General features: G+C 32.0%; 21 protein-coding genes and 2 riboswitches. Of the genes, 1 reads left to right on the plus strand and 20 read right to left on the minus strand.

The genetic code is table 11. The features are described 5' to 3' along the window. The 7 genes from ACX6CF_RS13160 to ACX6CF_RS13190 all read right to left on the minus strand — a co-directional run. On the minus strand, positions 1-341 hold a 341-nt coding region (locus tag ACX6CF_RS13160; RefSeq protein ID WP_458785798.1), incomplete at its 3' end, for an AIR synthase related protein. 170 nt (positions 342-511) lie between these two features. Next, complete coding sequence (locus tag ACX6CF_RS13165) at positions 512-1102, minus strand: histidine phosphatase family protein (RefSeq protein ID WP_458785799.1); 591 nt, start codon at positions 1100-1102, stop codon at positions 512-514. A gap of 31 nt (positions 1103-1133) precedes the next feature. Then, a complete protein-coding gene (gene cobS / locus ACX6CF_RS13170; RefSeq protein WP_458785800.1) occupies positions 1134-1862 on the minus strand; it encodes an adenosylcobinamide-GDP ribazoletransferase in 729 nt (242 codons plus the stop codon). Further along, complete coding sequence (gene cobU, locus ACX6CF_RS13175; protein WP_458785801.1) at positions 1862-2428, minus strand: bifunctional adenosylcobinamide kinase/adenosylcobinamide-phosphate guanylyltransferase; 567 nt, start codon at positions 2426-2428, stop codon at positions 1862-1864. The genes cobS and cobU overlap by 1 nt, the downstream gene beginning before the upstream one ends. A 497-nt stretch (positions 2429-2925) precedes the next feature. Next, the gene (locus ACX6CF_RS13180; RefSeq protein ID WP_458785802.1) at positions 2926-3960 is read right to left on the minus strand and encodes a pyridoxal phosphate-dependent aminotransferase; all 1035 of its coding nucleotides are present in this window, start codon (positions 3958-3960) and stop codon (positions 2926-2928) included. A 20-nt stretch (positions 3961-3980) separates the two neighbouring features. Next, positions 3981-4952 (minus strand): adenosylcobinamide-phosphate synthase CbiB, encoded by a 972-nt coding sequence (cbiB, locus tag ACX6CF_RS13185; RefSeq protein ID WP_458785803.1) that lies wholly within the window; start codon positions 4950-4952, stop codon positions 3981-3983. Between the two features lie 161 nt (positions 4953-5113). Beyond that, a complete protein-coding gene (locus ACX6CF_RS13190) occupies positions 5114-6601 on the minus strand; it encodes a cobyric acid synthase (RefSeq protein WP_458785804.1) in 1488 nt (495 codons plus the stop codon). Positions 6602-6789: 188 nt separating this feature from the next. Next, positions 6790-6966, minus strand: a riboswitch (cobalamin riboswitch). A 169-nt stretch (positions 6967-7135) separates the two neighbouring features. On the opposite strand from ACX6CF_RS13190, the gene ACX6CF_RS13195 reads away from it, so the two are divergent. Next, the gene (locus ACX6CF_RS13195) at positions 7136-8557 is read left to right on the plus strand and encodes an alpha/beta hydrolase (protein ID WP_458785805.1); all 1422 of its coding nucleotides are present in this window, start codon (positions 7136-7138) and stop codon (positions 8555-8557) included. A 192-nt stretch (positions 8558-8749) separates the two neighbouring features. On the opposite strand, the gene ACX6CF_RS13200 is transcribed toward ACX6CF_RS13195, so the two are convergent. The 13 genes from ACX6CF_RS13200 to ACX6CF_RS13260 all read right to left on the minus strand — a co-directional run bounded on the left by ACX6CF_RS13200 (position 8750) and on the right by ACX6CF_RS13260 (position 26034). Continuing rightward, the gene (locus ACX6CF_RS13200) at positions 8750-10678 is read right to left on the minus strand and encodes a magnesium chelatase subunit D family protein (protein ID WP_458785806.1); all 1929 of its coding nucleotides are present in this window, start codon (positions 10676-10678) and stop codon (positions 8750-8752) included. A 10-nt stretch (positions 10679-10688) separates the two neighbouring features. After that, complete coding sequence (locus ACX6CF_RS13205) at positions 10689-11711, minus strand: ATP-binding protein (RefSeq protein ID WP_458785807.1); 1023 nt, start codon at positions 11709-11711, stop codon at positions 10689-10691. A gap of 577 nt (positions 11712-12288) precedes the next feature. Continuing rightward, positions 12289-16032, minus strand: a complete 3744-nt coding sequence (gene bchH / locus ACX6CF_RS13210) for a magnesium chelatase subunit H (RefSeq protein WP_458785808.1) — start codon at positions 16030-16032, stop codon at positions 12289-12291. A 194-nt stretch (positions 16033-16226) separates the two neighbouring features. Then, positions 16227-17018 (minus strand): ABC transporter ATP-binding protein, encoded by a 792-nt coding sequence (locus ACX6CF_RS13215; protein WP_458785809.1) that lies wholly within the window; start codon positions 17016-17018, stop codon positions 16227-16229. 26 nt (positions 17019-17044) lie between these two features. Continuing rightward, positions 17045-18034 carry a FecCD family ABC transporter permease gene (locus ACX6CF_RS13220; protein ID WP_458785810.1) on the minus strand — a complete coding sequence of 330 codons (990 nt, stop codon included), beginning with the start codon at positions 18032-18034 and terminating at the stop codon, positions 17045-17047. Further along, the gene (locus ACX6CF_RS13225; RefSeq protein WP_458785811.1) at positions 18027-19190 is read right to left on the minus strand and encodes an ABC transporter substrate-binding protein; all 1164 of its coding nucleotides are present in this window, start codon (positions 19188-19190) and stop codon (positions 18027-18029) included. The genes ACX6CF_RS13220 and ACX6CF_RS13225 overlap by 8 nt, the downstream gene beginning before the upstream one ends. A 346-nt stretch (positions 19191-19536) precedes the next feature. Next, positions 19537-19744, minus strand: a riboswitch (cobalamin riboswitch). 43 nt (positions 19745-19787) lie between these two features. After that, positions 19788-20522 carry an amino acid ABC transporter ATP-binding protein gene (locus ACX6CF_RS13230; protein WP_458785812.1) on the minus strand — a complete coding sequence of 245 codons (735 nt, stop codon included), beginning with the start codon at positions 20520-20522 and terminating at the stop codon, positions 19788-19790. Beyond that, complete coding sequence (locus tag ACX6CF_RS13235) at positions 20494-21279, minus strand: amino acid ABC transporter permease (RefSeq protein ID WP_458785813.1); 786 nt, start codon at positions 21277-21279, stop codon at positions 20494-20496. The genes ACX6CF_RS13230 and ACX6CF_RS13235 overlap by 29 nt, the downstream gene beginning before the upstream one ends. 11 nt (positions 21280-21290) lie before the next feature. Then, positions 21291-22091 carry a transporter substrate-binding domain-containing protein gene (locus ACX6CF_RS13240; RefSeq protein ID WP_458785814.1) on the minus strand — a complete coding sequence of 267 codons (801 nt, stop codon included), beginning with the start codon at positions 22089-22091 and terminating at the stop codon, positions 21291-21293. A 20-nt stretch (positions 22092-22111) separates the two neighbouring features. Beyond that, positions 22112-22537 carry a MarR family winged helix-turn-helix transcriptional regulator gene (locus tag ACX6CF_RS13245; protein WP_458785815.1) on the minus strand — a complete coding sequence of 142 codons (426 nt, stop codon included), beginning with the start codon at positions 22535-22537 and terminating at the stop codon, positions 22112-22114. A 246-nt stretch (positions 22538-22783) separates the two neighbouring features. Further along, positions 22784-23026 (minus strand): hypothetical protein, encoded by a 243-nt coding sequence (locus ACX6CF_RS13250; RefSeq protein ID WP_458785816.1) that lies wholly within the window; start codon positions 23024-23026, stop codon positions 22784-22786. 254 nt (positions 23027-23280) lie between these two features. Further along, on the minus strand, positions 23281-25089 hold the full coding sequence (locus tag ACX6CF_RS13255; RefSeq protein WP_458785817.1) for a rhodanese-like domain-containing protein: 1809 nt from the start codon (positions 25087-25089) through the stop codon (positions 23281-23283). 33 nt (positions 25090-25122) lie between these two features. After that, positions 25123-26034: a sulfurtransferase gene (locus tag ACX6CF_RS13260; protein ID WP_458785818.1), complete on the minus strand. Its 912-nt coding sequence runs from the start codon at positions 26032-26034 to the stop codon at positions 25123-25125. Between the last annotated feature and the right edge of the window lie 274 nt (positions 26035-26308).

Below are 26308 nucleotides of genomic sequence, written 5' to 3' on the forward strand. Positions count from 1 at the left end.
CCTGTAACTGTAACAGGAATATTTTCTTCTGTACTTCCTGTAACTACAGACTCTCTGTCCAAACCGATCTTATCCAAGGCATCATTAATACCCTCCATAATTCTTTTACCCGTATCTTCCATCTCAACTGCAAAAGTATTAATGACTGTCACAGGTTCCGCTCCAAGAGCTATAGTCTCAGATAAAGAAACAACAGCCGTATAATAACCTGTAACATAAGGGTCAACTTTTATAACATCATGCTCCTTGTTACCAATTCCCCCACAAGAATCACAAGCAACTGTTAATATATTCTTATGGTCAAAACTAAGTAATGTTATATCTCTAAATTTTTCAATCATTATTTTTACTCCTTTCCATTATATTGATTTTATTATCTATCTTTTGTCTCTAACCAGATATCTGTAGTAGCCCAAAGATCACTCACACAGAAGAAAAAGTGTTTTGTAACGGGTAATCAAACAAGTAAAATCCCAACAAAACTCTTTTTCTGACTTACTTGCGAAATATCTTAACTATTATTATCTTTCATTTGAACCAAAACACCATAATCATTTTTATACTCGATTTCAATAATCATTCCAGGTAATATCTTAAAATGCCATCTATCCTCACTATCTAAATCTAACAAGTACATTATAGCTGTTCTTATAACTCCTCCATGAGTTACAATTATACTAGTACCTTCTGTATTTTTGATTCTATCAAGAAAATTAATTACACGTTTATCAAAATCTAAAACATTTTCACCTTCTGGAATAATATAATTCTTATAATCATTCATAAAACTATTATATTCATCTGGATATTTTTCTAAAGCTATCTTAGATGTCAATCCTTCAAAAACCCCATAATTCATTTCCCCGATTTCGTTAGCGAATTCTGCCTTTTTCCCTATACGCTCTTCAATTTTTTCTGCAATAATCTTAGTTCTTTCAAGAGGACTAGAATAAAAATAATCAACTTGTTGTGGATTGACATAATCTAATATCTTATTTATTTGATTCAAACCATTCTCAGTGAATTCAGAATGAGTAACTCCATAAATGAGTTGTTCTACATTAGCCTGTGTCTCACCATGTCTTATAAAAATAAATTTCATCATTAATCCCCCATATATATAAGATCAAATACTATACAAAAGTTTCTAGCAAATATGCACTCAGTAAAAATACTACCTGGGAAAACTCAATGGTCATACCAATGACATCACCTGTTATACCACCAAGTTTTTTACTGATACTTGAATTAGATAACATTACAATTAAACTTGTTATTACTATAGCTCCCAATAATAGGTATTTCTTAAATAGAACAATTAATACAACTAACAATATGAATCCTGCTACAACATGAAACCACTTAGTATTATCAATAAAATCTTTTCCCATACCCGCTTCCTTTGCATATTCATTTATTGAACATACAAATAAAGCAAAACATCTTCCTGCAACAGGAAAAATAAATATAGTAACCGGGTCACTATAACCGAGTAAAACTAACATACTCATGAAATATAATATTAATGCAATAACACCAAAGGATCCTATTCTACTATCTTTCATAATCTCGAATATTCTATCCCTATCCCTGCAACTGAATATACCATCACTCACATCAGCTAAACCATCTAAATGTAAACCCCCTGTAATTATCAAATAAACTATAATTATCAACAGTGATGCTATAACCGGAACCATTTTATCCCCAAAATAACTTATTGGATACAAAACTCCTCCTATAATAAGACCAATCACCGGCATATATTTAATCCCTTTAATAAAATCTTTACTATTAAAAGAAAAACTATAACTAATAGGAATTCTTGTTAAAAAAGTTAACATAAGTATGAAACTCTTCATCACTTATCAGCTCCCTTAATCTTCATAGGTATTGACGATACCATAAAATAAACCTCATCTGCTTTACTAGCCAAATATTGATTAACTCTTCCAGCTATATCTCTAAATATACTTCCTAACCTATAAGCTGGAACTATTCCCATCCCAACCTCATTAGTAACTAATATAATCTCCTTATCATTACCCTCCATGAAATCAAGAAGCTTCTTAACTTCTCCAAACACATAATCTTCAACCATCTGAATGTCCTCATTACTACAAGTATCATAATCAATCTCTTTATCAAACATGAGATTAGTCACCATCGTAGTGATACAATCCAATAAAAACAAATCAGTTGACATAACTACATCTTTATCAATACTATCAAATCCCTTATACCTCTCAATAGTCAACCACGCTTTCGGTCTTGACTCCCTATGTTTCTTAACCCTATCTTCCATATCCTTATCAGTAACAACCGCCGTAGCAATATAAGCAATATTCTTACCTCTCACCTTAGCCAATTGTTCCCCATAAGTACTCTTACCACTACGGGCACCACCCGTTACCATAATAATTCCCACAACATTCACTCCTCACTATAATCAATTCAATATCTTGAACTCTTCCTACAAAAACAAAATAAACTCTATCCTAGATATAATATATATTTTACCTCACATCTAATCTCATTTTCCATATACCACTACCCAGTAGGTAAATATGTATACAAATAAAGCGACTTACAAATATTTGACAAGAAAATCTTAGGCACGAGGAAAAAATAAACTAGTCAATTTGCGAAGTAATTTTGATTAGTTTCTAGGCAGCTGATTAGTTTCATACTATATGTATGCAAGTAATCGGATAACGACAAAAATAATTAAAAGGACGAGTAAGGTGACTAGTTTATTTTTTTCTCGTGCCTTAATGAGTGGAAAGAAATATTACGTTAAGAACCTTAACTGTTTGACGAAGGAGTTGTTAAGGTTTAGTAATATTTCTTGGAACGAATTTAGTTTTTCTTCAAATATTTGTTAAAGCTGTTTTGTATACATATTTAACCTACGTAAGTCTACCACTAAAATAAATATTTTAATCTTCTTACAAGCTTTTCATTATCCTCATGCCTCTTAACAGCAATCCTAACAAACCCATCATTCAACGATTCAAAATCATCACAAACCCTAACATACATATTATCTTCCAATAATTTTAAATTCAACATATTTCCTGAGAAATAATTTAATCTACAAAGGAAAAAGTTAGAGTAACTTTTATATACCTTAATATTTTTAACATCACTCAAAGCTTCATACATATATTTTCTTTCTTCCTCAATCCACTTACCTACTTTTTTCTGAAAATCTTTATCTGCAATAACCTTTGGCACAATATTAATAGCAAAAGTATTCATAGTCCAAGGTTCCTTATATTCTTCCATCTTTTCTATAACCCTATCATTAGTCACTGCATAACCTATTCTTAATCCAGGAACAGCATAATACTTAGTCATCGACCTAAGAGAAAATATATCTTCATAACCTAGTCGACCACCAACAGGCTCATTACCAGTAAATTCAACAAAAGACTCGTCTATAAATAAAAAACTATTTTGCTTCTTAATAATATCCATCATTTCACTTATTACATCAAATCCAAGATATTTTCCTGTAGGATTGTTAGGATTACATAAAACTACAACATCAGGTTGAAATAATTTCATTTTTGTAGAAAAAGTATCCAAATCAAATTTGAAATCATCTTTGCTATCTAATATATAATCATCTATTTCACTACCAACCAATGAAAAAGCCCTTCTGTATTCATTAAAAGTTGGTTGGATGATTAATACTTTTTTTGGTTTTACAGCTCTGGCAAATAGATAAATAAGTTCACTTGCTCCATTTCCCATTATTATTTTATTAGAATCTACATTTATATGTTTTGCTATAGCTTCTTTTGCTTTATTCCCCCCAATATCAGGGTACTTACAGATATTATCTATACTAGATATTATGGTTTCTCTAATATCCTCAGGTAAACCTAATGGATTAATATTAACACTATAATCAACAACTCCTGATTTCCCATAATATCCGCCATGCTTATTCATAAAGTTCATTCCTTCCTAAGTCAAACAATCATTAATGTTAGTATCAATGATATTAAGCAAATAATTCCAACTGTAATAATCTCCGATACATACATAATCTTAGTAGATTTTTTTATATGGTCTCCACTTAATTCTTCTAGAGTATCGCCTATAGTTGGTTTTACAACAACCTCATTAAAATATGTATTAGTCCCACCTATTTGAATATTTAATAGACCTGCCACCACCGATTCAGGATAACCACAATTAGGACTTTTATGATTTCTGTTATCCCTTTTTAATATTTTCCACCCTTTACTGAAGTTATAGCCAAGTATACCTCCAGCTAACAGCATAAATAGACTACCAATCCTAGCTGGAATATAGTTAAATATATCATCTGTTTTAGCAGAAGCAAATCCTATATCTTTGTAATGAGAATGGAGATATCCTACCATTGAATCAAGGGTATTTACTGCTTTATACATAAAAACGAATTGCACAGGCATATTGAAAATAAATCCAATACCAATAAACATAAGAGGGGCAAGTATTCCATCTATAGTATTTTCTGCTGTTGTTTCAATAGCTCCTCTAATAATTTCTTCTTCGGTTAGATGATTGGTATCTCTTCCAACCAAGTATGATAATTGTTTTCTGGACAAGTCTAAATCATCTTCATCTATGGCTTTCCAAACTTTTAATACTTCATCCTTCAAACATTTAGCTGCTAATGATGTATAGAGGAGATAAGTTGTAACAACATCTCTAACATAAGGATGTATTTTCCCACAAGCAAATAATAAAAGAGTTATTACAATTACAGTTATTCCTACTGTTGCAAAAAGCAAGATGAAGCCACCTGCTTTTAGAGGTATTTTACTTTTTCTTATGCTTTTTTCTAATTTACTTATTAATTTTCCTATGTATATGATAGGATGTGGCACATTCAATGGATCACCAAATATCCAGTCAAGTATTACTGCTATACATATTATTATAATAACTTTCAATGATAACACCTCTTAGATGTGGATTTTTTATGGAATTGTTGAAAGGGGTCAGGGCAAAGTATTAGAATCACTTGCCTTACCCTGAGAAGCGGTCGGTCTGCGTGATTCTAATACTTTACTCTTCTACCCGTGTGGTAGTAGCAATTGATTGTCTCTATAAATCAACTATTGTAAATTATGTCTTTAATTTTTTCTAGGTCAATATGTTGACGTACTAGTTTTGCTAGTTTGTCGTATTCCATGTCTTTTAATTTTGCGTAGTCTATGTTGTTATTGCAATTTAATCCTTTTTTGTTTCTTATTTGGTCTAGTATTTTTTTACGCAATTCATCGTTATCGAATATTCCATGTAGATACGTTCCAAACACGTTTTTCTTAGAATTGATTGCTCCGTCTAGTCGTCCATCTGTTAGTTTAACAAGTGGTAGAGTTTCTCCCATTAGATGGGTTTTACCCATGTGGATTTCGTATCCGTTTACTTTTAGGTTACAGGAGTTTTTTGCGAAGGGGATTTCTAGCATTATGTTTCCTGTTATTTGGGTTGTTTGTTTTATTTCTTCCATTTCTGTTTTTATTTCTAATAGACCTAGACCGTTAATACTGTTCATGACAGTTTCTACGCCTTTTTCATCGGTTATGGTTTCTCCGAGCATTTGATAGCCTCCGCATATACCAATTATGGGTATATCATTTCTATGAGCTCTGTAGATACCTGCTTTTAGTGAGGAATTATGTATGTATTCCATGTCTTTAAGGGTATTTTTGCTGCCTGGTATGATTAATAGGTCGACACCTTCAAAGTCTTCGTTTTCTTTTATATATCTAACGGATACACCATCTTCTAATTCAAATACTGTGAAATCAGTAAAATTAGACATATATGGTAATCGAAGGACACCAATTATAATATCTCCCTCTGTTTTTCTATCAAATCTTTCTGTAACGCTATCTTCATCGTCTATTTTTAATGGTTTGAAGGGAATAACTCCTAGACATGGTATTTGTAGTTTTTTATAGAACATGTCTATACCTGGTTGAAGAATCTTTTCGTCCCCTCTGAATTTGTTGATAACATATCCTTTGATTCTTTTTCTTTCTTCTGGTTCAAGAAGCATAACTGTTCCATAGATTGAGGCAAAAACTCCTCCTTTATCAATATCACCAATAAGTACTACAGGTGCATCTACCATCTCAGCCATACCCATGTTAACAATATCGTTCTCTCTAAGATTAATTTCTGCTGGACTTCCTGCTCCTTCTAATACAATAACATCATATTTAGATTGTAACTTGTTGTAAGCCTCTACTATATGATCTTTTAATCCGGCTTTTGTACCAAAATAATCTTTTGCACACATATTCTTGAATATTTTACCATTCAATATTACCTGACTTCCAACATCACTAGTCGGTTTTAGAAGAATTGGATTCATTTCAACAGTAGATTTTATACGAGCAGCTTCAGCTTGTACAACTTGAGCTCTTCCCATCTCTTTTCCGTCTTCTGTCACAAAAGAATTAAGCGCCATATTCTGTGATTTAAATGGAGCTACACTAATTCCATCATCATTTAATATTCTGCATAAAGCAGCTGTAAGTATACTTTTACCAACGGTAGAAGCTGTTCCTTGAAACATTATATTATTCATTTTCTCACTCCATTTTTTATGCACGATGCATTTTTAATAGTTACTTTTAAACTATATTGAGTTATAGGTAATAAAAAACTTGCCATTCTTAATGAGGAATAATGTTTGCAGAAATGTGTATTAGAATTAATTTATATTATAGATATACATTAAAACAAACCCATATCTCCACACGCAATCTGGATTTAATATACTTAGTAATCTAAAAAAGTATCCTGACTTATACATGTAACCTAACGCAATGCCTTCCCAAAAACTAATTCAGTGGCTTTTATTGCATTAGTAGTAAATACAGTAGCGGTGGCTGTACTGGATTTTCACCAGTTTCCTTATAAATATAGATTATTTTACTCACTTTTATTAAATTATAAATAATAATAGTAAGCATATATTAAATTATATATATGAAATCATTATATTCTATAACAAATATAAAATCAATATCTTGACACAATTTAGTTTTTAGATTATACTTTAAATAAACATTTAGATATTTGTCTAATAATCTAATAACTATAAAAGGAGCGATATCATATGAAGAAATTTATTCTTTCATTAACAATAATTGCACTACTATTAGCTGGATGTAAAGCAACAGAAACAAAAGAAAATAAAGAGCCAGAAAATGTTACTAAAAATGAACAATCTGATATAAAAGATGATACGTCTGATACAGATCAATCAGATACTGATACATTGGTAGATGGTACTGAAGAGGAAATAGCTACCAGCATAAATAATGCTTTTATCGCTAAAGATTTTGAATTCATTAGTAATAACTTCAATTTTTCTTTACAACTAAAACAGATGATTAATGAAGAGATGTTAAAATCAACAGATAGTCAGATTAATGGTTTAGTAGGTAAATTCATTGAAACAATATCCACCAACACAACTAATACAGATACTCATACAATAGTTACCATAACAAATAAATACAGTAAAAGTAATATCAACTGTACTGTATCATTCAACAAAGATAAAGTTATAGAAGGTTTTTCTCTAACACCAGCTAAAGATGCAGCAGTTGAAGTAAGTATTCCTGAAAATGCAAAAGAAATACCTGTGGAATTCGGTCACGAAGAATATCGACTACCAGGAATATTAACTATTCCAAAAGACAAAGATGAATATCCTATTATCATTCTTGCACATGGTTCTGGTCCACAAGATAAAGATGAAACTGTAGGACCTAATAAGCCATTTAGAGATATTGCATACGGACTTGCAAGTAAAGGTATTGGAGTTCTTAGATATGATAAAAGAGTATTTGCTCACCGTAGTAAATGGATAGCAGAGCAAGAGGAATTGACTGTTTATGATGAAACCATAGACGATGTAGTATATGCTTACAATTATATCCTTGATAATAAAGACATTAATTCTACAGGTGTTTATGTACTTGGTCATAGTCTCAGCGGTTATTTGATGCCACGTATAGCTAATGAAATTCCTAATGCTAATGGCTATATTATTTTTGCTGGTCCTGCTAGACCGATGGAAGATCTATTGATATATCAAATACCTTATTTATCTAATCTAGATGGTAAGATTACTGATGAAGAACAAAAACAAATTGATTATTATAGGAGCGTCTATGATAAAGTAAAAACAATTGATGAATCCAGTAATTATACAACAGCAGATTTGGGTGGTCTCGGTAAAGATTATTACCTGGATCTAAAAGATTATAAACCAACTATTGCTGCAAAAGATATTACAAAACCAATGCTAATTTTACAAGGTAAAAGAGATTATCAAGTTACTGTAGAAGATTTCAATATGTGGAAAGAAAGCTTAGAATCAAAAGCTAATGTAACTTTCAAGTTATACGACGGACTTAATCATATATTCACTAAAGGCGAAGGCACTCCTAATCCTGATGAATATTTTATACCTTCTCAGGTAGATGAAAAAGTTATTGATGATATTTCAGAATGGATTTCTTCTAATTAATAAAGCAAGTTAGAAAGTCAGATAATACATTTCTAACGTCAATATAAAAGAAGATAGACTAGATTTAGCGGTGAGCGAAGCCATAAACGGCATAGCGCATACCCTTTAAACAGGACATTTAATGGTATGAATAGCTAAACCTAATCTATCTTCCAAAACTTGTAGCCATCTCAAAAAATGTATTATCTGATATTATCTTTTAACAATACTCTTCAATTCTTTTGCTTTCAAATCTTCTAATTTATAATACTCTCCATTTATTTCATCTGAAAGTTTTTTGCCTAATCCTAATTGGATAAAACCACTTTCCGTATCAACAACCATAGTTTGAAAGCCTTCATTTTTTATCATTTTAGCCATATGTAATGCATCATCTATAGGTTTACCTTTGTTTAATGATACATTGGCTTTACCATCTGTAACTAGTACTATCAAAGGTTCTGTATCTGGTTCCTTTATCTTATAAGATTTTAGTAACTCATACGTCAAATATAACCCAGAAGCTAAAGGGGTTTTCCCCCCTGTAGGTATATTCTTAAGCCTCTTCTCTGCCATATCTACACTTTTGGTTATAGGAAGTAAAACTTCAGCTTTATCTTTTCTAAAGGCAATCATACCTACTTTATCCCTCTTTTGATAAGCATCATTAAGCATTGAAATAATTGCTGATTTTACAGCCCTCATTCGTTGTTTTGTTCCCATAGAACCACTTGCATCAACTACAAATAATATTGTACTTCCGGTTCTTCTTTCTCTGATTTTCTCTCTGAAATCTGACTTTTCTATAGCAATAGCTACTTGGTCTCTACATCTTAATTTTTGATAGGGTAATGCAGCTCTGAATGTAGCATCAAATGCAATAGAACGAACTTTTCCTTTTGGAATAGAATACTTAATATATCTACCTCTTAGGGAATCATTTTTTACTTTAGTTCTTTTTCCTGTTCCTAGTATTTTTTTAGGATTATTATGAGAATTTACTTCCAAGGGAATAATTTTGTCATCATATAATGGTAATTCAATCTTTTCTTGGAAATGAGCTTTGTTGTTCACCTCATTATTGTTTTGATTGTTATTATCATTTTCACCACTATACTCATCAGCAGTTAACTCATTATCCCCTATATTATTGAGATCATTATTCCTTGTATCACTTTGGTTAATATAATCATCTTTAATACTATTGGATTTATCGTTTTTTTGTATCTCATTATCAGATGTACTATCACTATTATTATTTGTCTCTTTTTTATTATCATTGAAATTAGGTATTTCCCTTATTCTATGAGGCAAACTATAACTTGCTGCTTCTTCAATATCATCCTTAACAACTACTTTTCTCATATCAAGTGCAGCTATAGCTTTAGCCGTTTCTACTATGGATATCTCAGCTCTATGACCTGAACAATTTCCCGCTTTTGCTATCTCTGCCGCAAAATACAATTGTTCTTCATCTACTACAACTTTTTCAAGAATCTCTTTAGCATTAATAATCTTTTCTCTTATATTATTATTTTCCTTTTCCCACTTACCAGAAAATCTAATTGGGTCTAATTCATAATCTAATCTTCTTTTGATTATCTGCTTACGCTCCTGAATATCTCTTGAACCTCTACTCTCCACATACAACCCGAATCTATCTATAAATTGTGACCGTAGATAACCCTCCTCAGGATTCATTGTTCCTATTAATATGAACCTAGATTCATGGCTATAGGATAATCCTTCTCTTTCTATTTTATTAATACCAGAAGATGATACTTCCAGCAAGCAGTTAACAATATGTTCACTCAACAGATTAACTTCATCAACATATAAAATATTTTCATTCGCCTTATGCAAAACACCATAATCTATAGCTTTTTCACCTTTAGAGATTGCTGTCTCAATGTCTATAGTACCTATAAGTCTATCCTCTGTTATATTTAATGGCAAGTCTATAACACTTTCTCTGATAACATCAGCTAATCCCCTTACCAAAGTAGATTTTGCTGTACCTTTTTCTCCGCTAATTAAAACACCGCCAATACTAGGATTAACTGCATTGAGTAAAAGAGCTTTCTTAACATTTTCCTGTCCAGCTATTGCTGCAAAAGGAAATACCACTTCTGATCTATTCATAGTAGTCACCTTATCCAATAATTTGTTTTACCCTTTCAAAGTCTAATACTCCTTCTTCAAAAGGTCTTCTTCTCATTCTATGTGGTAATACTAACTCCGCGGCCTCCAACAAATCTTCTTTAGTAACCTTAGTTCTTCCATTAAATGCAGCATTAGTAACTGCTGTTTTCACCATAGTTATATCTGCCCTATGTCCATCTACTTCTAACTCAATAGACAACCTTGCCACTATATCCAATATTTCATCATCGTATTCAACCGAACCTATTATACTCTTAGCATTCATAATCCTTTCATTCAATCTGGTATTTTCATCAATATACTTATCAACAAACTTTTCAGGATTTGCCTCATACTCTAATCTTCTCTTAATAACCTCAACTCTTTTTCCTGTTTCCTTCTCTCCCATAACTTCTACAACAAGCCCGAACCTATCAAGAAGCTGTGGTCTAAGGTCTCCTTCTTCTGGATTCATAGTACCAACCAATACAAACCTAGCAGGGTGAGTATAAGAAATCCCTTCTCTCTCAATAGTATTAACTCCCATGGCCGCTGAATCAAGCAAAATATCCACAACATGGTCATCCAACAAATTGACTTCATCAATATAAAGTATGTTTCTATTAGCTTCCGCTAAAATTCCAGATTCAAATTTCTTCTCACCCATCTTAATAGCATGTTCAATATCCAGTGTCCCCACAACTCTATCCTCCGTTGCACTTACAGGCAAATCAACAACCCTCATCTTCCCTGTTTTAGTATCTGCATCTCCAGACTTGATCAAATCAACACATGAATCACAACATACGCTTATATCATCTGGATTACAATGGAACTTACAATCCTTCATCTCTTTTCTCTCCGGCAATAAATCAGCTAAAGCTCTCACAGCAGTAGATTTAGCTGTTCCCTTCTCCCCTCTAATCAAAACACCTCCAAGAGATGGATTAATTACATTAAGCAAAAGAGCTTTCTTCATATTATCTTGTCCCACTATCGCAGTGAAGGGGTATTGCTTTTTTATATTTTTCATAACTCTAACTCCTTTTACTATTCTAATTTAATATAAATTATTAAAAAATATTATATAATTATTATAATTTTTTTACTATTATTTAGATTAACTTATACTGATTTCTTTTACGAATTACCACTATTGTAATCATATAATCTTACAAGTAAGTCAGAAAAATGTTTTGTTCTTACGTGGCTTTTGCAAAATAGTATAGGTATATGTTTCGCCAGCTACTTGCTCGTCCTGAGCAAAAAGCTGGGTTCGGCGTCCTTAAAAACTCGAAATACACATATTACTAGCCTAACTACAGGATACTTCAGTATTTTAATTAAAACATACTAAGTATTCGTATTTAAATATAAATATACTTAAAGTACCCTAAAGCCATATCAAAAATTAACCAAGAAACAAATACAATGTACATACACTCAACAAATAACTATCTATCTCCTTCAGATTCCCCACTATCCATGAATTGGCACCAACCGAAGCTTGTAAAGTGTTATAATCACGCAGACCGATCGCTTCTCAGAGTAAGGCAAGTGATTATAACACTTTACAACCTGACTGTTGCCCCTTAGTAGTAGTATTCTATTTAAACATCCTCTTCAATATCCCCCTCCAACTCCAAATAAACCTCCATCAACTTCTCCTTCTGTTCATCTGTAGCCTTCCAATAACCTCTCTTCTCATACTCCATCATCTGTTCAACAATAGAAAAATAAGCCCACTTATTATTCTCTTTCAGTCTCTCCCTCATCTCATCATCATCAATATATTTACTATGCAAATCATCATAAATCCACTCTTCCACCTTATTAGTAGTAGCCGCCAACCCCATAATATTCTCAAATCTATCTGATATTTTCTGAACTCCATGATATTTATGCTCCAACATACCATCTATCCATTTTGGATTCAGCACTCTTGTTCTAATCCCTCTATTTATGGATTTCTCCACACCTTCTGTTTCGATTCTCTCACCTGTTGTATCGGTAATATATATTTCAGCTTTTGACCCTTTTGCCATTTCTACTGATTTAGCAAGTCCACCAAAAAACTCATAGTAATGGTCAAGGTCTGTTACCTCATACTCATGATTACTTCTTATTTGCGAAACTACATCCACAGAACTCAAATTATTATTAAGCAATTCTCCTGCTTCTTTTCCTCTATGATTCTTACTATATACATGATTTAAACTCTTAACAAAAGTTTCACCAATCTGAGATTCATTTTCCCAATTCTTAGTTTCAAAAAGCTTAGTGATACCTGTTCCATATTCACCTTCTGCTGGTCCAAATATTCTAGATCTGCATAGCTCCAGGGCTTCATCATTATCATAACCATCATTTAATAATTTTTTATACACTTTCTTGCTATTAGCTATAAAATAGTTAAACTCATCACTTTCATCTATTTCATATAACAACTCAAATAATTCATTCAGATCATGGATTATATTAGAGAACATATCTCTAAAGAAACCACACATATTTATGACTACATCAATTCTGGGTCTATTCAATTCTTTCTCAGGTATTATCTCGTATTTAGGTTCCCATACATTCCTTGATTGTCCAAGCCTGATCCCTAGATAAGCCAATATTTGTCCCACTGTTTCCCCTTGTGTTCTGGAAGTTTCAAGTCCCCATAAAACTACTGCTATACTTTTAGGGTATTCACCATGTTCACTTAGATACTGACTAATTGTATTCTCAGCGATTTTCTTGCCTCTCTCATAAGCCGTTTCACTTGGAACAAACCTTGGGTCAAATTGATATAGATTATATCCCGCTGGCATGACTTCAGGATTTCTGATAGTATCTCCTGCTAATTTAGCTTTTAAGTATTCCCCTTTTAAAAGCTTTAGCAGTCCATTAATCTCATTATTGTTATTACATTTTTCCATTAACCCATCTGCATACTTCATCGTGTTATGTACTTCAATTTTCAAGCTATCTGTTATATCAAGATTTTTATTGATTCTACCATTATCTCTCCAATATGTATCAATTAGTGATTTCATTTCACAATCTATTTCTTTTAACACTTCAACATTATTGCTTTCTAATATTTCATCATAATCATAGCCATTATTAACTGCTAAGATTCTTCTAAGAGATTGAACATTGCCTCTATCATATCTTAGGACAAACTCAACATATCTATGAACTTCCTCATTATCAAAACATTTGCCAAAAACATGCAAGCCTTTTGGAATAAGTGAACGATTCATCCTATATAACTCACTTTCAATTTCATCCAGATTACTAGGAAGATTGTTTTCCATAGCTTTCTTCATTATATTATCATAAACATCATCACTTCTTACAGGAGATATTCTTAGTGCTTCATGATATTCATCAATCATAGCTGATAATTTTGCATATTCACCATATAACTCACCTTCAACAAACGTAGGTGGTTGGTAACCTATTAACGCCGCATGTGAACGTCTCTTGGCAATCATTGCTTCTGATGGATTACCGCAATAATAAATATATAGATGTGGCAAATCACTCACTAACATATCTGGTAGACATTTACTGGACATACCACATTCTTTTCCTTTCAAGAATTCCAATGTACCATGTGTTCCAACATGAATAATTACATCAGCCCCAAACTCCTCTTTTAACCATTGATAATAAGCTATATATTGATGTGGAGGCAATAATGTTTTGTCATGATAGACTTTTTCTGGATTTTCATGTATACCTCTTGTAGGTTGTAGACCTATAAAAATATTCTCATTGATCAATCCAGGTATAAGAAAATTCTTCCCATCGCTCATCACATCTCCTGGTGCTTTACCCCATTGCTCCAATATCTCATCTTTATACCATTTTCCCTTCAAATCTTCATTATATTTATTAGTGCCATACTTAATAAAATCCTCTTCAGATTCTTCATCAGACCATCTGCCTGAATTCACTATTTTACCAGCACAAAAATTATCCATTAACTCGTCAGCACTAAATGGCTTTACATTATAACCATTGACATTTAATTCTTTTAATATATTCTCCACTGAATTGAATGTATCAAGAAAAGCTCCTCCGAAAAGATTATCTTCACCTGGTGGATAATTGTAACATATAATAGCTACTTTTTTATCTGAATTCTCCTTGCTTTGCAGTTTCAACCAATTTTTCACTCTAGAAACAAGTTTCAAGACCCTATCTTCTATCAAGCTAAGTTCCCTTACTTCAATATCAAATTCACTATTATATTCTGGTACAGCCATTGCTCCAATAGGATAAGTCTCTATAGCTCCATCTAACTCTGGAAGCATAACCGACAATAAAAATTCAGATGAATTAATACCTTCCACACTTTCTAACCATTCACTTTCTCTTCTTTTAGTCATAAAAAATGGATGAAAAACTGGTACATCAACATCTTCCAAAACACTAACCGCATAATCTGCATTTCCACCCATAGGTCCTGCACCTAATCTGAAGGACATGAAATTAATGATAAGATTAACTTTTTTACCTACTGCATGTAATAACCACTCTTTTAACAGATCCTGATTATCTGTCTTTGTCTTGGAAAATGCAATCGGTAATATATTTGCAAAAGGTCTCATTCTTTCTGCTATCTCAGCAATACAATCTGATGTATCATTAGGATAAGTATGTCCATAAAATAATAAAGCTACCGTAGGCTTATTAGTATCATACTCATAAATACTAGAATACTCTTTATATTCATCAAAATACATTTTAGTGTCTGGATCACACAAACCTATATCTGGTAACATCTCTGATTCTTTTGGTTTCGGAATCCCTTTTACTTTCCCATAATCTCTTAACAACAAATACATCATGTTAGTCAATTGCAAAATAGTAGCATTCTGAAAATATTTACCTATCTGAACGAAGTTACGCATATCCCTTGGCTTTCCAACAGGTATTATTTTACCCATCTTCTCCGCCATATCAGCCATTTTCTGCATCTTAGCCCTATCCATTGGCTTCTTAGGCTTTTTACCACTTTTCTTGCTCATACCCATATCACTAGCAGTCAATTCACCAAGTCTTAGATAATTCCTACCTGCTCCACCTATAGGTATAACATTCCCCTTACAATTACCTAATCCATGCATTACAGCCGCTACAACTTTTTTGGGACTTCCCATCAAATCTACAAAAGTAACATCAGAATCATTAATATCACTTTCCATCTCTCTAAGCTTACTATCCTCTAATGCCCTAGATGCATAAAACATTCTTAACTCTAAAACATCATCAAATCTTTTATTAATATCCTCTTGTACCTTAATCAATCCCGCTATCACTGATGTAGAAACCGATATCACAGTTATTTTCACGCCAATTACCTCTCTCCATAAATTTAAAATCACTACACTCTACATACTTGACTACTTCTTCACTAATGAAACCTAATTCTTACACAAACTAATATGAATACAGAAGGGTAACGTGTTATAATCACGCAGACCGACCGCTTCTCAGGGTAAGGCAAGTGATTATAACACGTTACCCTGACTGCTACACATATAATTTAATCCCTCTTCACTAATCTTGGGAAAAATATCGGTTTTCCACTCTCTTTATCTTCTGATATATCTCCATTGATATTAAATACATCCTTAAGATTCTCTTCACTTACTATCTCCCACGGGTCTCCTTTAATATAAACATCTCCATCTTTTATTACAATCAATTCATCTGAATATTTAGCCGCAAGATTAATATCATGTAAAACCATAAGTATAGTGATACCATTTTGCTTGTTAAGACTCTCAACCAGTTCCAAAACCTCTAACTGATGACTTATATCTAGAAACGTCGTGGGTTCATCCAACAACAATATATCCGGTTTTTGAGCTATTGCCATTGCAATCCAAGCTCTTTGCTTCTCTCCACCAGATAGATTACACATTTTTTTATTAGCAAATTCCTTCATTTTAGTAGTTTCCAAAGCCCAATCTACTATACTATTATCTTGTTCATTATCGCCTTTCCACCATTCTTTGTATGCATATCTCCCATAGACTACTAGATTTCTAACTGTTACATCTGTATTGCTTCCATGTATCTGAGATAAAACAGCCATTTTTCTAGCTATTTCTTTACTTTTCATACCAGTTATATTTTCTCCATTGAGAAACACTTTCCCTTTATTAGGCTTAATATTCCTAGATAATGTTCTTAACAATGTGGTTTTACCTGAACCATTAGGTCCAATTATAGAATATATTTTACCCTTACATATATTTAGATTCAGGTCTTTTATAACTTGGTTTTCTTTATATCTTACTGATAAATTCTCAGCTCTTAGTATCTCTTCCATATAACCAACTCTCATCTATTTGTATTTTAATCTTTTCTTAACAAATATAGAAAAAACGGTACTCCTAGGATTGCCATAACAATTCCTACTGGTATTTCAACAGGACTTAATATAGTACGAGCAAAAGTATCGCTTAACATTACAACAGCTGCTCCAAGTAGTGATGAACCAGGAATTAGATACTTATAGTCATTACCAACCATAAGTCTAACACTGTGCGGGATAATCAGACCCACAAATCCTAATAAACCAACCACCGCTACTGAACTAGCCGCCAACATAGCTGCAACTGCAGTTAATCCAAAACGAACTATTTCAACATTAAGACCTACTCCTCTTGCTATATCATCGCCTAGAACAAGTATGTTCAATTTTTCCGACATGAAGGATAAGATAATCAAACCAATAATCGTATATGGTAGTATTGTCCACAGTTCTGGCCAACTTCTTGCAGACAATCCACCGTTCATGAACATTAATGCACCATGTACTCTATCGCTAAAAAATACCATCAACGCTGAGATACCTGCACCAAGCAAGGTAGAAACTGCAACTCCTGCAAGAATAACTCTTATTGGTTGTATACCACCTTTCCAAGATAATATATATATCATTATTGCGGCACCCATAGCACCAACAAATGCAAATGGTGGAACCAACATTTGATGTTTAGGAAATAATATCAATATAATTATTCCAGCAAGTCCAGCTCCTGATGATATACCTATGATACCTGGGTCAGCCAAGGGGTTTCGCATGACCCCTTGTAAAATACACCCTGACAAAGCTAGATTGACTCCTACTAATCCAGCTACAATAGTCCTTGGCAACCTGATGTTCCATATTACCAATCTCTCTGCTGAACCATCGTTATTAATAATTACTTCTAATATTCTTTTCATAGATACATTCATGCTACCCTTAGCATTACTTAATAAAAAAGCTATAATCAATAATATTCCAAATGCTATAATGAATGCTATTTTGTTACTATCCTTAGAAGCGGTTTTATTCATCTAAACCACCAAATACTTCAGGATATACTCCTTTTGCCATATATTCAATGGCATCAACAAAGTCACAACCTGCATTATATAAAAAGTACTTTTGTGGTAAATAAACAATATTTCCTTCTTTAACAGCTCTAAGTTCTTTCCATACTGGATCTTTTCCCATTTTCTCAGTTATAACATTTTTAGCATCTTCATCAGAACTTAGCATACTTGATACTAGAATTACGTCTGGGTCTTTTTCAATAATATATTCCATGCTAAATGGTGTCGTTTCTCCACCCATTCCTTCTGGTGCACAACCTGCGGCTATGTTTTCAAGTTTTAATATATCAGCCACATTTCCTGCTATACTCTTAGGTAATTTAACTGAAACATCTTTTGATGTAGCATATAGAATTACTACTTTTTTTGATTCCTCAGGTAATTTATCCACTAATGTTTTCTTGTCATTTTCCATATCTGCAATAACTTCTTCAGCTTTGCTTGATTCATCAATAATTCTTCCTATAGCCCTTATGTTATCTAAAACATCCTCATATGTTCTCATATGTAGAGCTAAAGCTTTTATGTTACTTTGTTCTAAAACTGGAATTACTCCATTCTGTAAACCAAATTGGGCTATAACCAATTCGGGTTGTAATGCAACTATTTTTTCAATATCAGGTTTATATACTTTTCCCACTACTGGTAATCCCTCTATTTCCTCTAAATCTATAGGTGCTCCACCACTGGTTTCAGATGTACATATTGATTCACCACCTAAATCATATAATACTCCTAGGAAAGTACCTGATATTGCAGCTATTTTTTCTGGTTTCTTTTCTAGCGTTACTTCATTACCATACATATCAGTTATAGTAACCGGATAACCTTCTCCTTCTGATACAGTAACTACAGCACTTCCCATTGATGGCATCTTACCTTCACCCATACCTTTGGGCGTCTTTTTGTCCATACCTTCTGACATCTTCTTATCCATTTCTTTTGACTTTTTATCCATATCAGCTGAATCTTTTTCTTCTGAATTATCTTTTTGCATACCTTCTGTTTCTACATCAACTACTTTTTTATCTGTCTTTTTAGCATTATTACATCCTGTAAAACTTAATAAAACCATACATCCCAATAAAATAAATATAACAGCAAGTTTCTTTTTCATTCTTTAGTCCTCCATACAACATATTATTTTTTTTTAATATTTAAAAGGTGAAAAATTCGCAAAATAAAAGGTAGAATTATTATTTTGCAATAAAAAAAGCCCTTTAACTAACCGCAAGTTAAAAAGCATGAAGAACCCAATCTATATCTTGAATTTTGCTCTGTTGAACTACAAAAAATCTAGCTTTTACAAAATGCTCCTGTACTAAAGGATCCTTATGTATGTAAAGCTGATTATTATGTTCATAAAATTGATATATGTAGTATACGGCAAATATTCTATCACAAGATTATATCAAGTATTCCACACCCTCTGTCACTCGCAGAGTTTTCACTTCGTATAAGTGAAAGTGTTTTAGAGATAGGCAGGTTTTCTGACTTAGTTTCTTAATAATTTTACCCCTTCCCATATTTCAAGATGCTTATTTATCAGCTTCTTATTAATACAGTGGTTTATGTAAAATTACTCCACGTTACAGCGGCGTGACCGTTCAGGTTCTTCACCTGATTCCCTATTATGCAATAAAAATTGCCACCTATTCCAATTATTCAATTTTTTTCTAGTTTAAATCATATAACAGAATATGTCAATGTCATATTAGACTTTCCATTCCAGTATCTTATCTAAAAAGCTTATCATTTGCTTGGTTTTAGGTTCTCTAAATAACTTTGTACTATTACCACTTTCTATTATTGTATTTTCAGCTAAGAAAATAATTTTCTCACATGAATTTTTTGCAAAACCCATTTCATGAGTTACTATTATAGTATCTAATCCATCGTTTTGAAATTCATTTAGCATATCTAAAACTTCTCCTGTGTATTCTGGATCTAGAGCAGAAGTTGGCTCGTCTAACAACAATAATTTTGGTTTTATAGCCACTGCTCTAGCTATAGATATTCTTTGCTGCTGACCTCCAGATAGCTGTGATGGATATTTATCTTTTTCCAGTGATAATCCAAATCTTTCAAAAAGCTTGGTAGCTATTTCAATTGCATCGGTCTTATTTATACCAAAAGTATGTATTAGAGGTAGTATAACATTTTCCATAGCTGTTAAGTGTTCAAAAAGTCCTCTAGATTGGAATACAAACCCAATTTTTTTCCGTAACAATTGTAGTGATTTCTCCTCAAAAATAATCTTTTTACCATCAATGTACATTTCTCCAGAGCTTGGAAGAAGCAGCCCGCCAATTATACGAAGTAAAGTTGACTTTCCTCCACCTGATGGACCAATGATTGCAATAGAATTAATATCGTCTTTATAATTGATGTCTTTTAACACTGTACTGTCTCCATAATTTTTACAAAGATTTCTTAGTTCTATATTCATGTTTATACCTCCTCTCAAACATTCTGGATAACATTGATACTGCAAATGTAAGGATAAAATACAATGCTCCAACAAATATATAATTTTCAAACATTCTGAAGTTGACTGCTGATATTTCTTGTATTGTTTGTGTAAGTTCAATTAATGCTATTACCGACAATAAGGATGAATCTTTTATAATAGAAGCGAATTGCCCTGTTAATGCTGGTAATATTCGTGACATCAATATAGGGAACGTTATAAATCTGAATGTTTTTCTTGGTGTAAGTCCAATAGCTTTTGCTATTTCATACTGCTGGCTATCTATACTTTCTAATCCGCCTCTAATGATTTCTGAAATATATGCTCCTTCAAATATTGATAAGATGATTATTCCTGCTATGTATCTATTATCAACGCCCCATGCAGTACCAATAATATAATAGAAGAAATATATCTGTACAAGAAGTGGAGTTCCTCGTATTATCTGTATATATACTTTACATAGATAGCTTATTGTCAATATTCTAGAATTCTGTCCTATAGCAGTTATTGAACCTATTAATATGCTAAGTACTAGACTTCCTACAGAGATAATTATAGTCATAAAAAATCCCTGCCATATTCTCTGCTTATATTCTATTAAAGTTGTAAAATCTAATTTCAAATCAATGGCTCTTATGGATACATACATAAATAATGTTATAATCAATAAAACTAATGTAGCGCTAATGACTTTATTTAGTAGTGTTATTTTTTTATCATTTGCTTGTCTCATATATTTCCACCCTAATCAAAGAACCAAGGAAAATTAAGTTCGTCAAATGTTTTCTTTTCCTCACTCAAATATTTTTCTGTAATTTCATCAAATCCTTTTTTTTCTTTAAATTCTTTTATAAAGTCATTTATCTTATTAAGTAACTCTGTATTGTCTTTTTTTACGCCTATTCCCCAACTCTCACTATCTTGAAATGGTATCAATATAGCTTCTGTTGTTTCTTCATTCAATTTACTTTGGCGATAAACAGTAAGTTGGTCATATATAAATGCATCTGCTTTTCCTTGAGTTACCTCAATTACACTTGCATTTTCTGATGATAATCCATTTATCTGAGCTTTGGTGAGATTCTCACTTGCATATAGATAGCCTGTCGTTCCTTTTTTCACATCAATAATTTTACCTTCTTGATTTAGGTCTTCAATACTTTTGATATTCGAGTTTTTATTAACTAATAATCCTAAATAAGAATGAGCATAAGGATCTGAAAAATCAATAACTTCTCCACGTTTTTCAGTTATGGTCATTGAAGATATTACGGCATCTACTTTACCAGTCTGTAGAGAAGGTATAAGTCCATCCCAATTAATGTTTTCAATTGTAACGGGACGATCTAAAAATTCACCTAATGCTTTTGCTAGATCAACACTTACACCTGTTGGATTTCCTTCTTCATCTTTTGTTTCAAATGGTGGATATGCCAGTTCCATTCCTATAGTCAATGAATTGTCATCTTTTGTTTTTGATTTACAGCTAGATAATATCAATCCACTAATCAATACTAGGGATAATATTATAAGTATTTTTTTCATAGAATAAACCTCCTTTTGGTTTAACTGAAATTATTAATCATCTTTTTTAGTACCTGTCTAAAAATTTCTTTTTCACTATTACTGATATTATTGTACTGCTTATTATGTATCTCCTCAGATATAATAACAAATGCTTCTTCTAATTCTTTACCTTTCGATGTTAAGGATACCCTATTGACTCTCTTGTCTTTCTCATCTTTTATCATCTGTGTATATCCGAAATCATTTAATTTTTTAACTAAAGTTGTTATTGTTGATGGATCTTTTCCAATCTCTTCAGCTAATTCACTCATAGTCAAACTCTTATTTCTCAAAAGTGATAGAATTATATTTCCATGAGAAGGTACTATTCCATTAATCCCTTTCTTCTTCAATTCTGAGATAATAAATTGATTAATCTTAGCTCTAACCTTCCCAATTAAATATAACGTATTATCAGCTTTCACAAATATCACTTCCTATCAAGTTGAAATACTTGGATGTCCAAGTTTCTTAAATTATACTTGGATATCCAAGTAATGTCAAGTAAGAATCATAATAAAATACATTAATTAATATGAAAAGATACAAAACAACAATTATTCTGTACCTTTTCTTTTACTCTATATATTGAACTTAAATATCTCTAAACACAGTTCAATAAATTCAATATTATTTTTCTTGATTTTATATGTTGAAGAACTAAATTAATCTTAAGAAAATGTCATCTTATTTACTTCAATACCCTTTATAGATTTCAATGAGTTTTCTAATTCATCGCATTTATTATCTGCTTGATTTGTTAATTCTAATAGTATAATGCCTTCTTTTGAACTATTACCTTGATGGAGCCCTAATCTAGAGTTAATGATACTCCCTTGCTCTGTAAGAATATCTTGCATTCTATCAACTTCTTCTAATCGATTACTTACTTTAATTCCAATAATTGTTTTCATACATATTCCTTCCTTTGATTCTACTTTTTTATAATTTTAGGCTGGTTATAAAAACTAACTAATTGCTAGATTTATAGCTATTATTTAATTCAACTTATATATTACCTTATTATCAAGTTATCCATAATTAGTAAATTATATACATTTTCTTGATTACAGAAGCAAATAAAAACAATCACATGATTAACAAAAAAATATAGGGCAATAAAAAAAACTGCCAGCTTTTAATCACTGACAGTTTTTTGATATATTTACTATTTTACAACTTCAAACTCATTATTTATCCATCCAAGTGGAGCATTGATTTCCATACCCATTCCACCATTAAGGGATACAGCATCATAACCTAATAATCTAAGTGCTGCTACTGTTTGACCTGCTGTTTGACCAGTATAACAGTATACTACTACTGTTTTATCCTTTGGAAGAGTACTGAATTGTTTTTCCATTCCTACTCCCCAAGGTATGTTGTTAGCTCCGACTATATGGCCTTCTCCAAAGTCTTTTGAACTTCTGATTGATAATAAGTAGAAATCTTCTTTGTCATCAATCATAGCTTTTAAGTTTTCTTCAGATACTTTGTAATTTTTGAATTTAGATTCTTTTACATCAGCTAAACCATTATAGTAATCTGTTAATGCTGTTTTAACTTCTTCTGGTACATCGTAAGTCTCTGAACCAAATTCATTAACAGTTTCTTCTATTACATCTTCATATCCTTCAACTTTTGAAATACCAAAGTTAAATCCTAAGTTAACACTTCTAGCATTGATTCCTGCTAAGTTCAATGTCATTACAGCTTGACCTGCTGTCTGTCCAGAATAACAGTAGATATATACATCTTTATCCTGAGATATTTTAGTAATATTTTCTGCTATAGCTGGTCCCCAAGGTGCATTATATGCTCCTTTTACATGACCTTTTTTATAATCTTCTGCTGAACGGATATCAACAATTACCATATCTTCGTCAGCTTTTACTTTTTCAATAAATTCTTTTTGGTTGATTTTGTAGATGTGTTCTGGCATATTAGCGAAGTAATCATTAACTCCTGCTTCAACTGCACCATTAGCTACTACATCATAACCTTTATTTGTCCATCCAATTGGTGCATTGGCAGTCATACCTAACCCACCATTTAATGAAACAGCGTCTATACCTAATAAACGAAGTCCTGCTACTGTTTGACCTGCTGTCTGTCCTGTATAGCAGTATACAACTACTGGCTTATCCTTTGGAAGAGTAGCAAATTGTTTTTCCATTCCTGCTCCCCAAGGTATATTATTAGCTCCAGCAATATGTCCTTCATTAAAATCTTTATCACCTCTGATTGATAGTAAATAGAAATCTTCTTCATCATCAATCATAGCTTTTAGATTATCTTCAGATACTTTATAGTTTTTGAATTTTGTATCTTTTACATCTGCTAAACCATTATAATAATCTGTTAATGCAGCTTGAACCGCTTCTGGTACATCATATGTTTCTGAACCAAATGCATTCACTGTTTCTTCAATTACGTCTTCATAGCCTTCAACCTTAGATATACCATAATTAAATCCTAAGTTTACGCTCCTTGCATTAATACCAGCTAAGTTCAATGTCATTACAGCTTGACCTGCTGTCTGTCCAGAATAACAGTAAATGAATACTTCTTTATCCTGTGCAATTTTTGTAATATTTTCAGCAATTGCTGGTCCCCAAGGTGCATTATATGCTCCTTTTACATGACCTTTTTTATAATCTTCATCTGAACGAATGTCCACAACAACCATATCGTCATTAGCTTTTACTTTATCAATAAATTCTTTTTGATTGATTTTATAAATATGCTCTGGCATATTTGCATAGTAATCGTTAATGCCTTCTTCTAGATTAAATGCTTCTTTTGCATCACTATCTTTTTTGGTATCATTAGTTTTTTTAGTTGTGTCTGAACTTTCTGTACCGTTGCTTAAATCCATTGATCCTGCAGTATCATCTTTTTTAGAACCACAACCTGCAACACTTAATACCATGACTACCATTAAAAGTAAAGCTACTAACTTATTAAGTTTTTTCATTATGTTCCCTCCATTTAAATAAAATCATGATAATTATGAAGCATCCCCGGAGTCAGGTACTGTTTTTTCTTCTTTCTCCGTTGGCATATCACCAGCAGACCATTCTAACCATGCACCATCATACACTTTTACATTTTTGAAACCTGCTTCATCAAGTAATAGTGCTGCTTGTGCTGCACGGAAAGATGATTTACAATAAAGAATAATTGTATCATCTTTATCAAGACCTAAATCTTTATAGAATAAAAATGTGTCTCTAGCTGACTTGAATGTTCCATCAGTATACAAATTTTTTATATGGGGATATAAAACAGCGTTAGGAATAGCCCCTTCTTCATATTCTGCTTTGCTTCTTACATCTATAATCTTTTCTTTACTATCTTCATTTTCTGCAACAGTTTTAACATAGTCCATAGTAGCTATCATATCACTGTTAGCCTCTTTAGCAATATACTCAGTTGGTGATAATTCTGGTACTTCTAAAGACATAGGAAGTTTAGCAAGTTCTAAACCTTTTTGACCATTATTAATAACTTTTACATTATCATGACCATAGACTTTTAATACCCACCATACACGACCTGAATATACGCCGCCGCTATTATCGTAGATATATAGAGTACTATCGTTAGAAATTCCTTTTTCACTCAGTACTTTTTCAACTTGCTCTTTTGGTGCTAACATACCTTTAATAGGTTCAGATACAGTAAGACTGTCTGTATTAAGGCAAATAGCTCCTTCAAGATGTCCTTTTTCATAGTCTTCTTGAGATCTTGCATCAATAACAATTACGTCACTATTATTCATTGCCTCTTTAACTTCAGTTGGTTCTACAACATTATTACTTCCTTTATAACTTGTATTGTTACAAGAAGTAAAAAGCAAAACAAACACAATCAATAGAGGAAGTAAAATACCTCTCTTATGGTTAGTTTTAAACTTCATGACTAACTCCTCCTATATACTTCTAACTAGAAACAGCTAAAAATATCTTCTGATTATATTAGTAAACATGGTATATATTGAACATTACAATTCAATATTAACCTTGTAGCTATAAGTAGAGTAGAAATAATTATTATCATATTATTAATTATTTTCAATCCACTTATGTATTCATTCTTATGTTTGGTTAATTCATATGTTTGATTAATTGTTAGATATTTAACGTTAACATTGTTAAATAATATACAAACTGGGAAATTATTAAGCTCAACTC

The organism is Vallitalea sediminicola, assembly GCF_054408565.1.

Coding starts and splice junctions, on each gene's coding strand:
- ACX6CF_RS13165 (WP_458785799.1), bottom strand. CDS start 1,102: ATGAAATTTATTTTTATAAGACATGGTGAGACACAGGCTAATGTAGAA.
- cobS (WP_458785800.1), bottom strand. CDS start 1,862: ATGAAGAGTTTCATACTTATGTTAACTTTTTTAACAAGAATTCCTATT.
- ACX6CF_RS13180 (WP_458785802.1), bottom strand. CDS start 3,960: ATGAATAAGCATGGCGGATATTATGGGAAATCAGGAGTTGTTGATTAT.
- ACX6CF_RS13190 (WP_458785804.1), bottom strand. CDS start 6,601: ATGAATAATATAATGTTTCAAGGAACAGCTTCTACCGTTGGTAAAAGT.
- ACX6CF_RS13195 (WP_458785805.1), top strand. CDS start 7,136: ATGAAGAAATTTATTCTTTCATTAACAATAATTGCACTACTATTAGCT.
- ACX6CF_RS13200 (WP_458785806.1), bottom strand. CDS start 10,678: ATGAATAGATCAGAAGTGGTATTTCCTTTTGCAGCAATAGCTGGACAG.
- ACX6CF_RS13205 (WP_458785807.1), bottom strand. CDS start 11,711: ATGAAAAATATAAAAAAGCAATACCCCTTCACTGCGATAGTGGGACAA.
- ACX6CF_RS13215 (WP_458785809.1), bottom strand. CDS start 17,018: ATGGAAGAGATACTAAGAGCTGAGAATTTATCAGTAAGATATAAAGAA.
- ACX6CF_RS13220 (WP_458785810.1), bottom strand. CDS start 18,034: ATGAATAAAACCGCTTCTAAGGATAGTAACAAAATAGCATTCATTATA.
- ACX6CF_RS13225 (WP_458785811.1), bottom strand. CDS start 19,190: ATGAAAAAGAAACTTGCTGTTATATTTATTTTATTGGGATGTATGGTT.
- ACX6CF_RS13230 (WP_458785812.1), bottom strand. CDS start 20,522: ATGAATATAGAACTAAGAAATCTTTGTAAAAATTATGGAGACAGTACA.
- ACX6CF_RS13235 (WP_458785813.1), bottom strand. CDS start 21,279: ATGAGACAAGCAAATGATAAAAAAATAACACTACTAAATAAAGTCATT.
- ACX6CF_RS13240 (WP_458785814.1), bottom strand. CDS start 22,091: ATGAAAAAAATACTTATAATATTATCCCTAGTATTGATTAGTGGATTG.
- ACX6CF_RS13250 (WP_458785816.1), bottom strand. CDS start 23,026: ATGAAAACAATTATTGGAATTAAAGTAAGTAATCGATTAGAAGAAGTT.
- ACX6CF_RS13255 (WP_458785817.1), bottom strand. CDS start 25,089: ATGAAAAAACTTAATAAGTTAGTAGCTTTACTTTTAATGGTAGTCATG.
- ACX6CF_RS13260 (WP_458785818.1), bottom strand. CDS start 26,034: ATGAAGTTTAAAACTAACCATAAGAGAGGTATTTTACTTCCTCTATTG.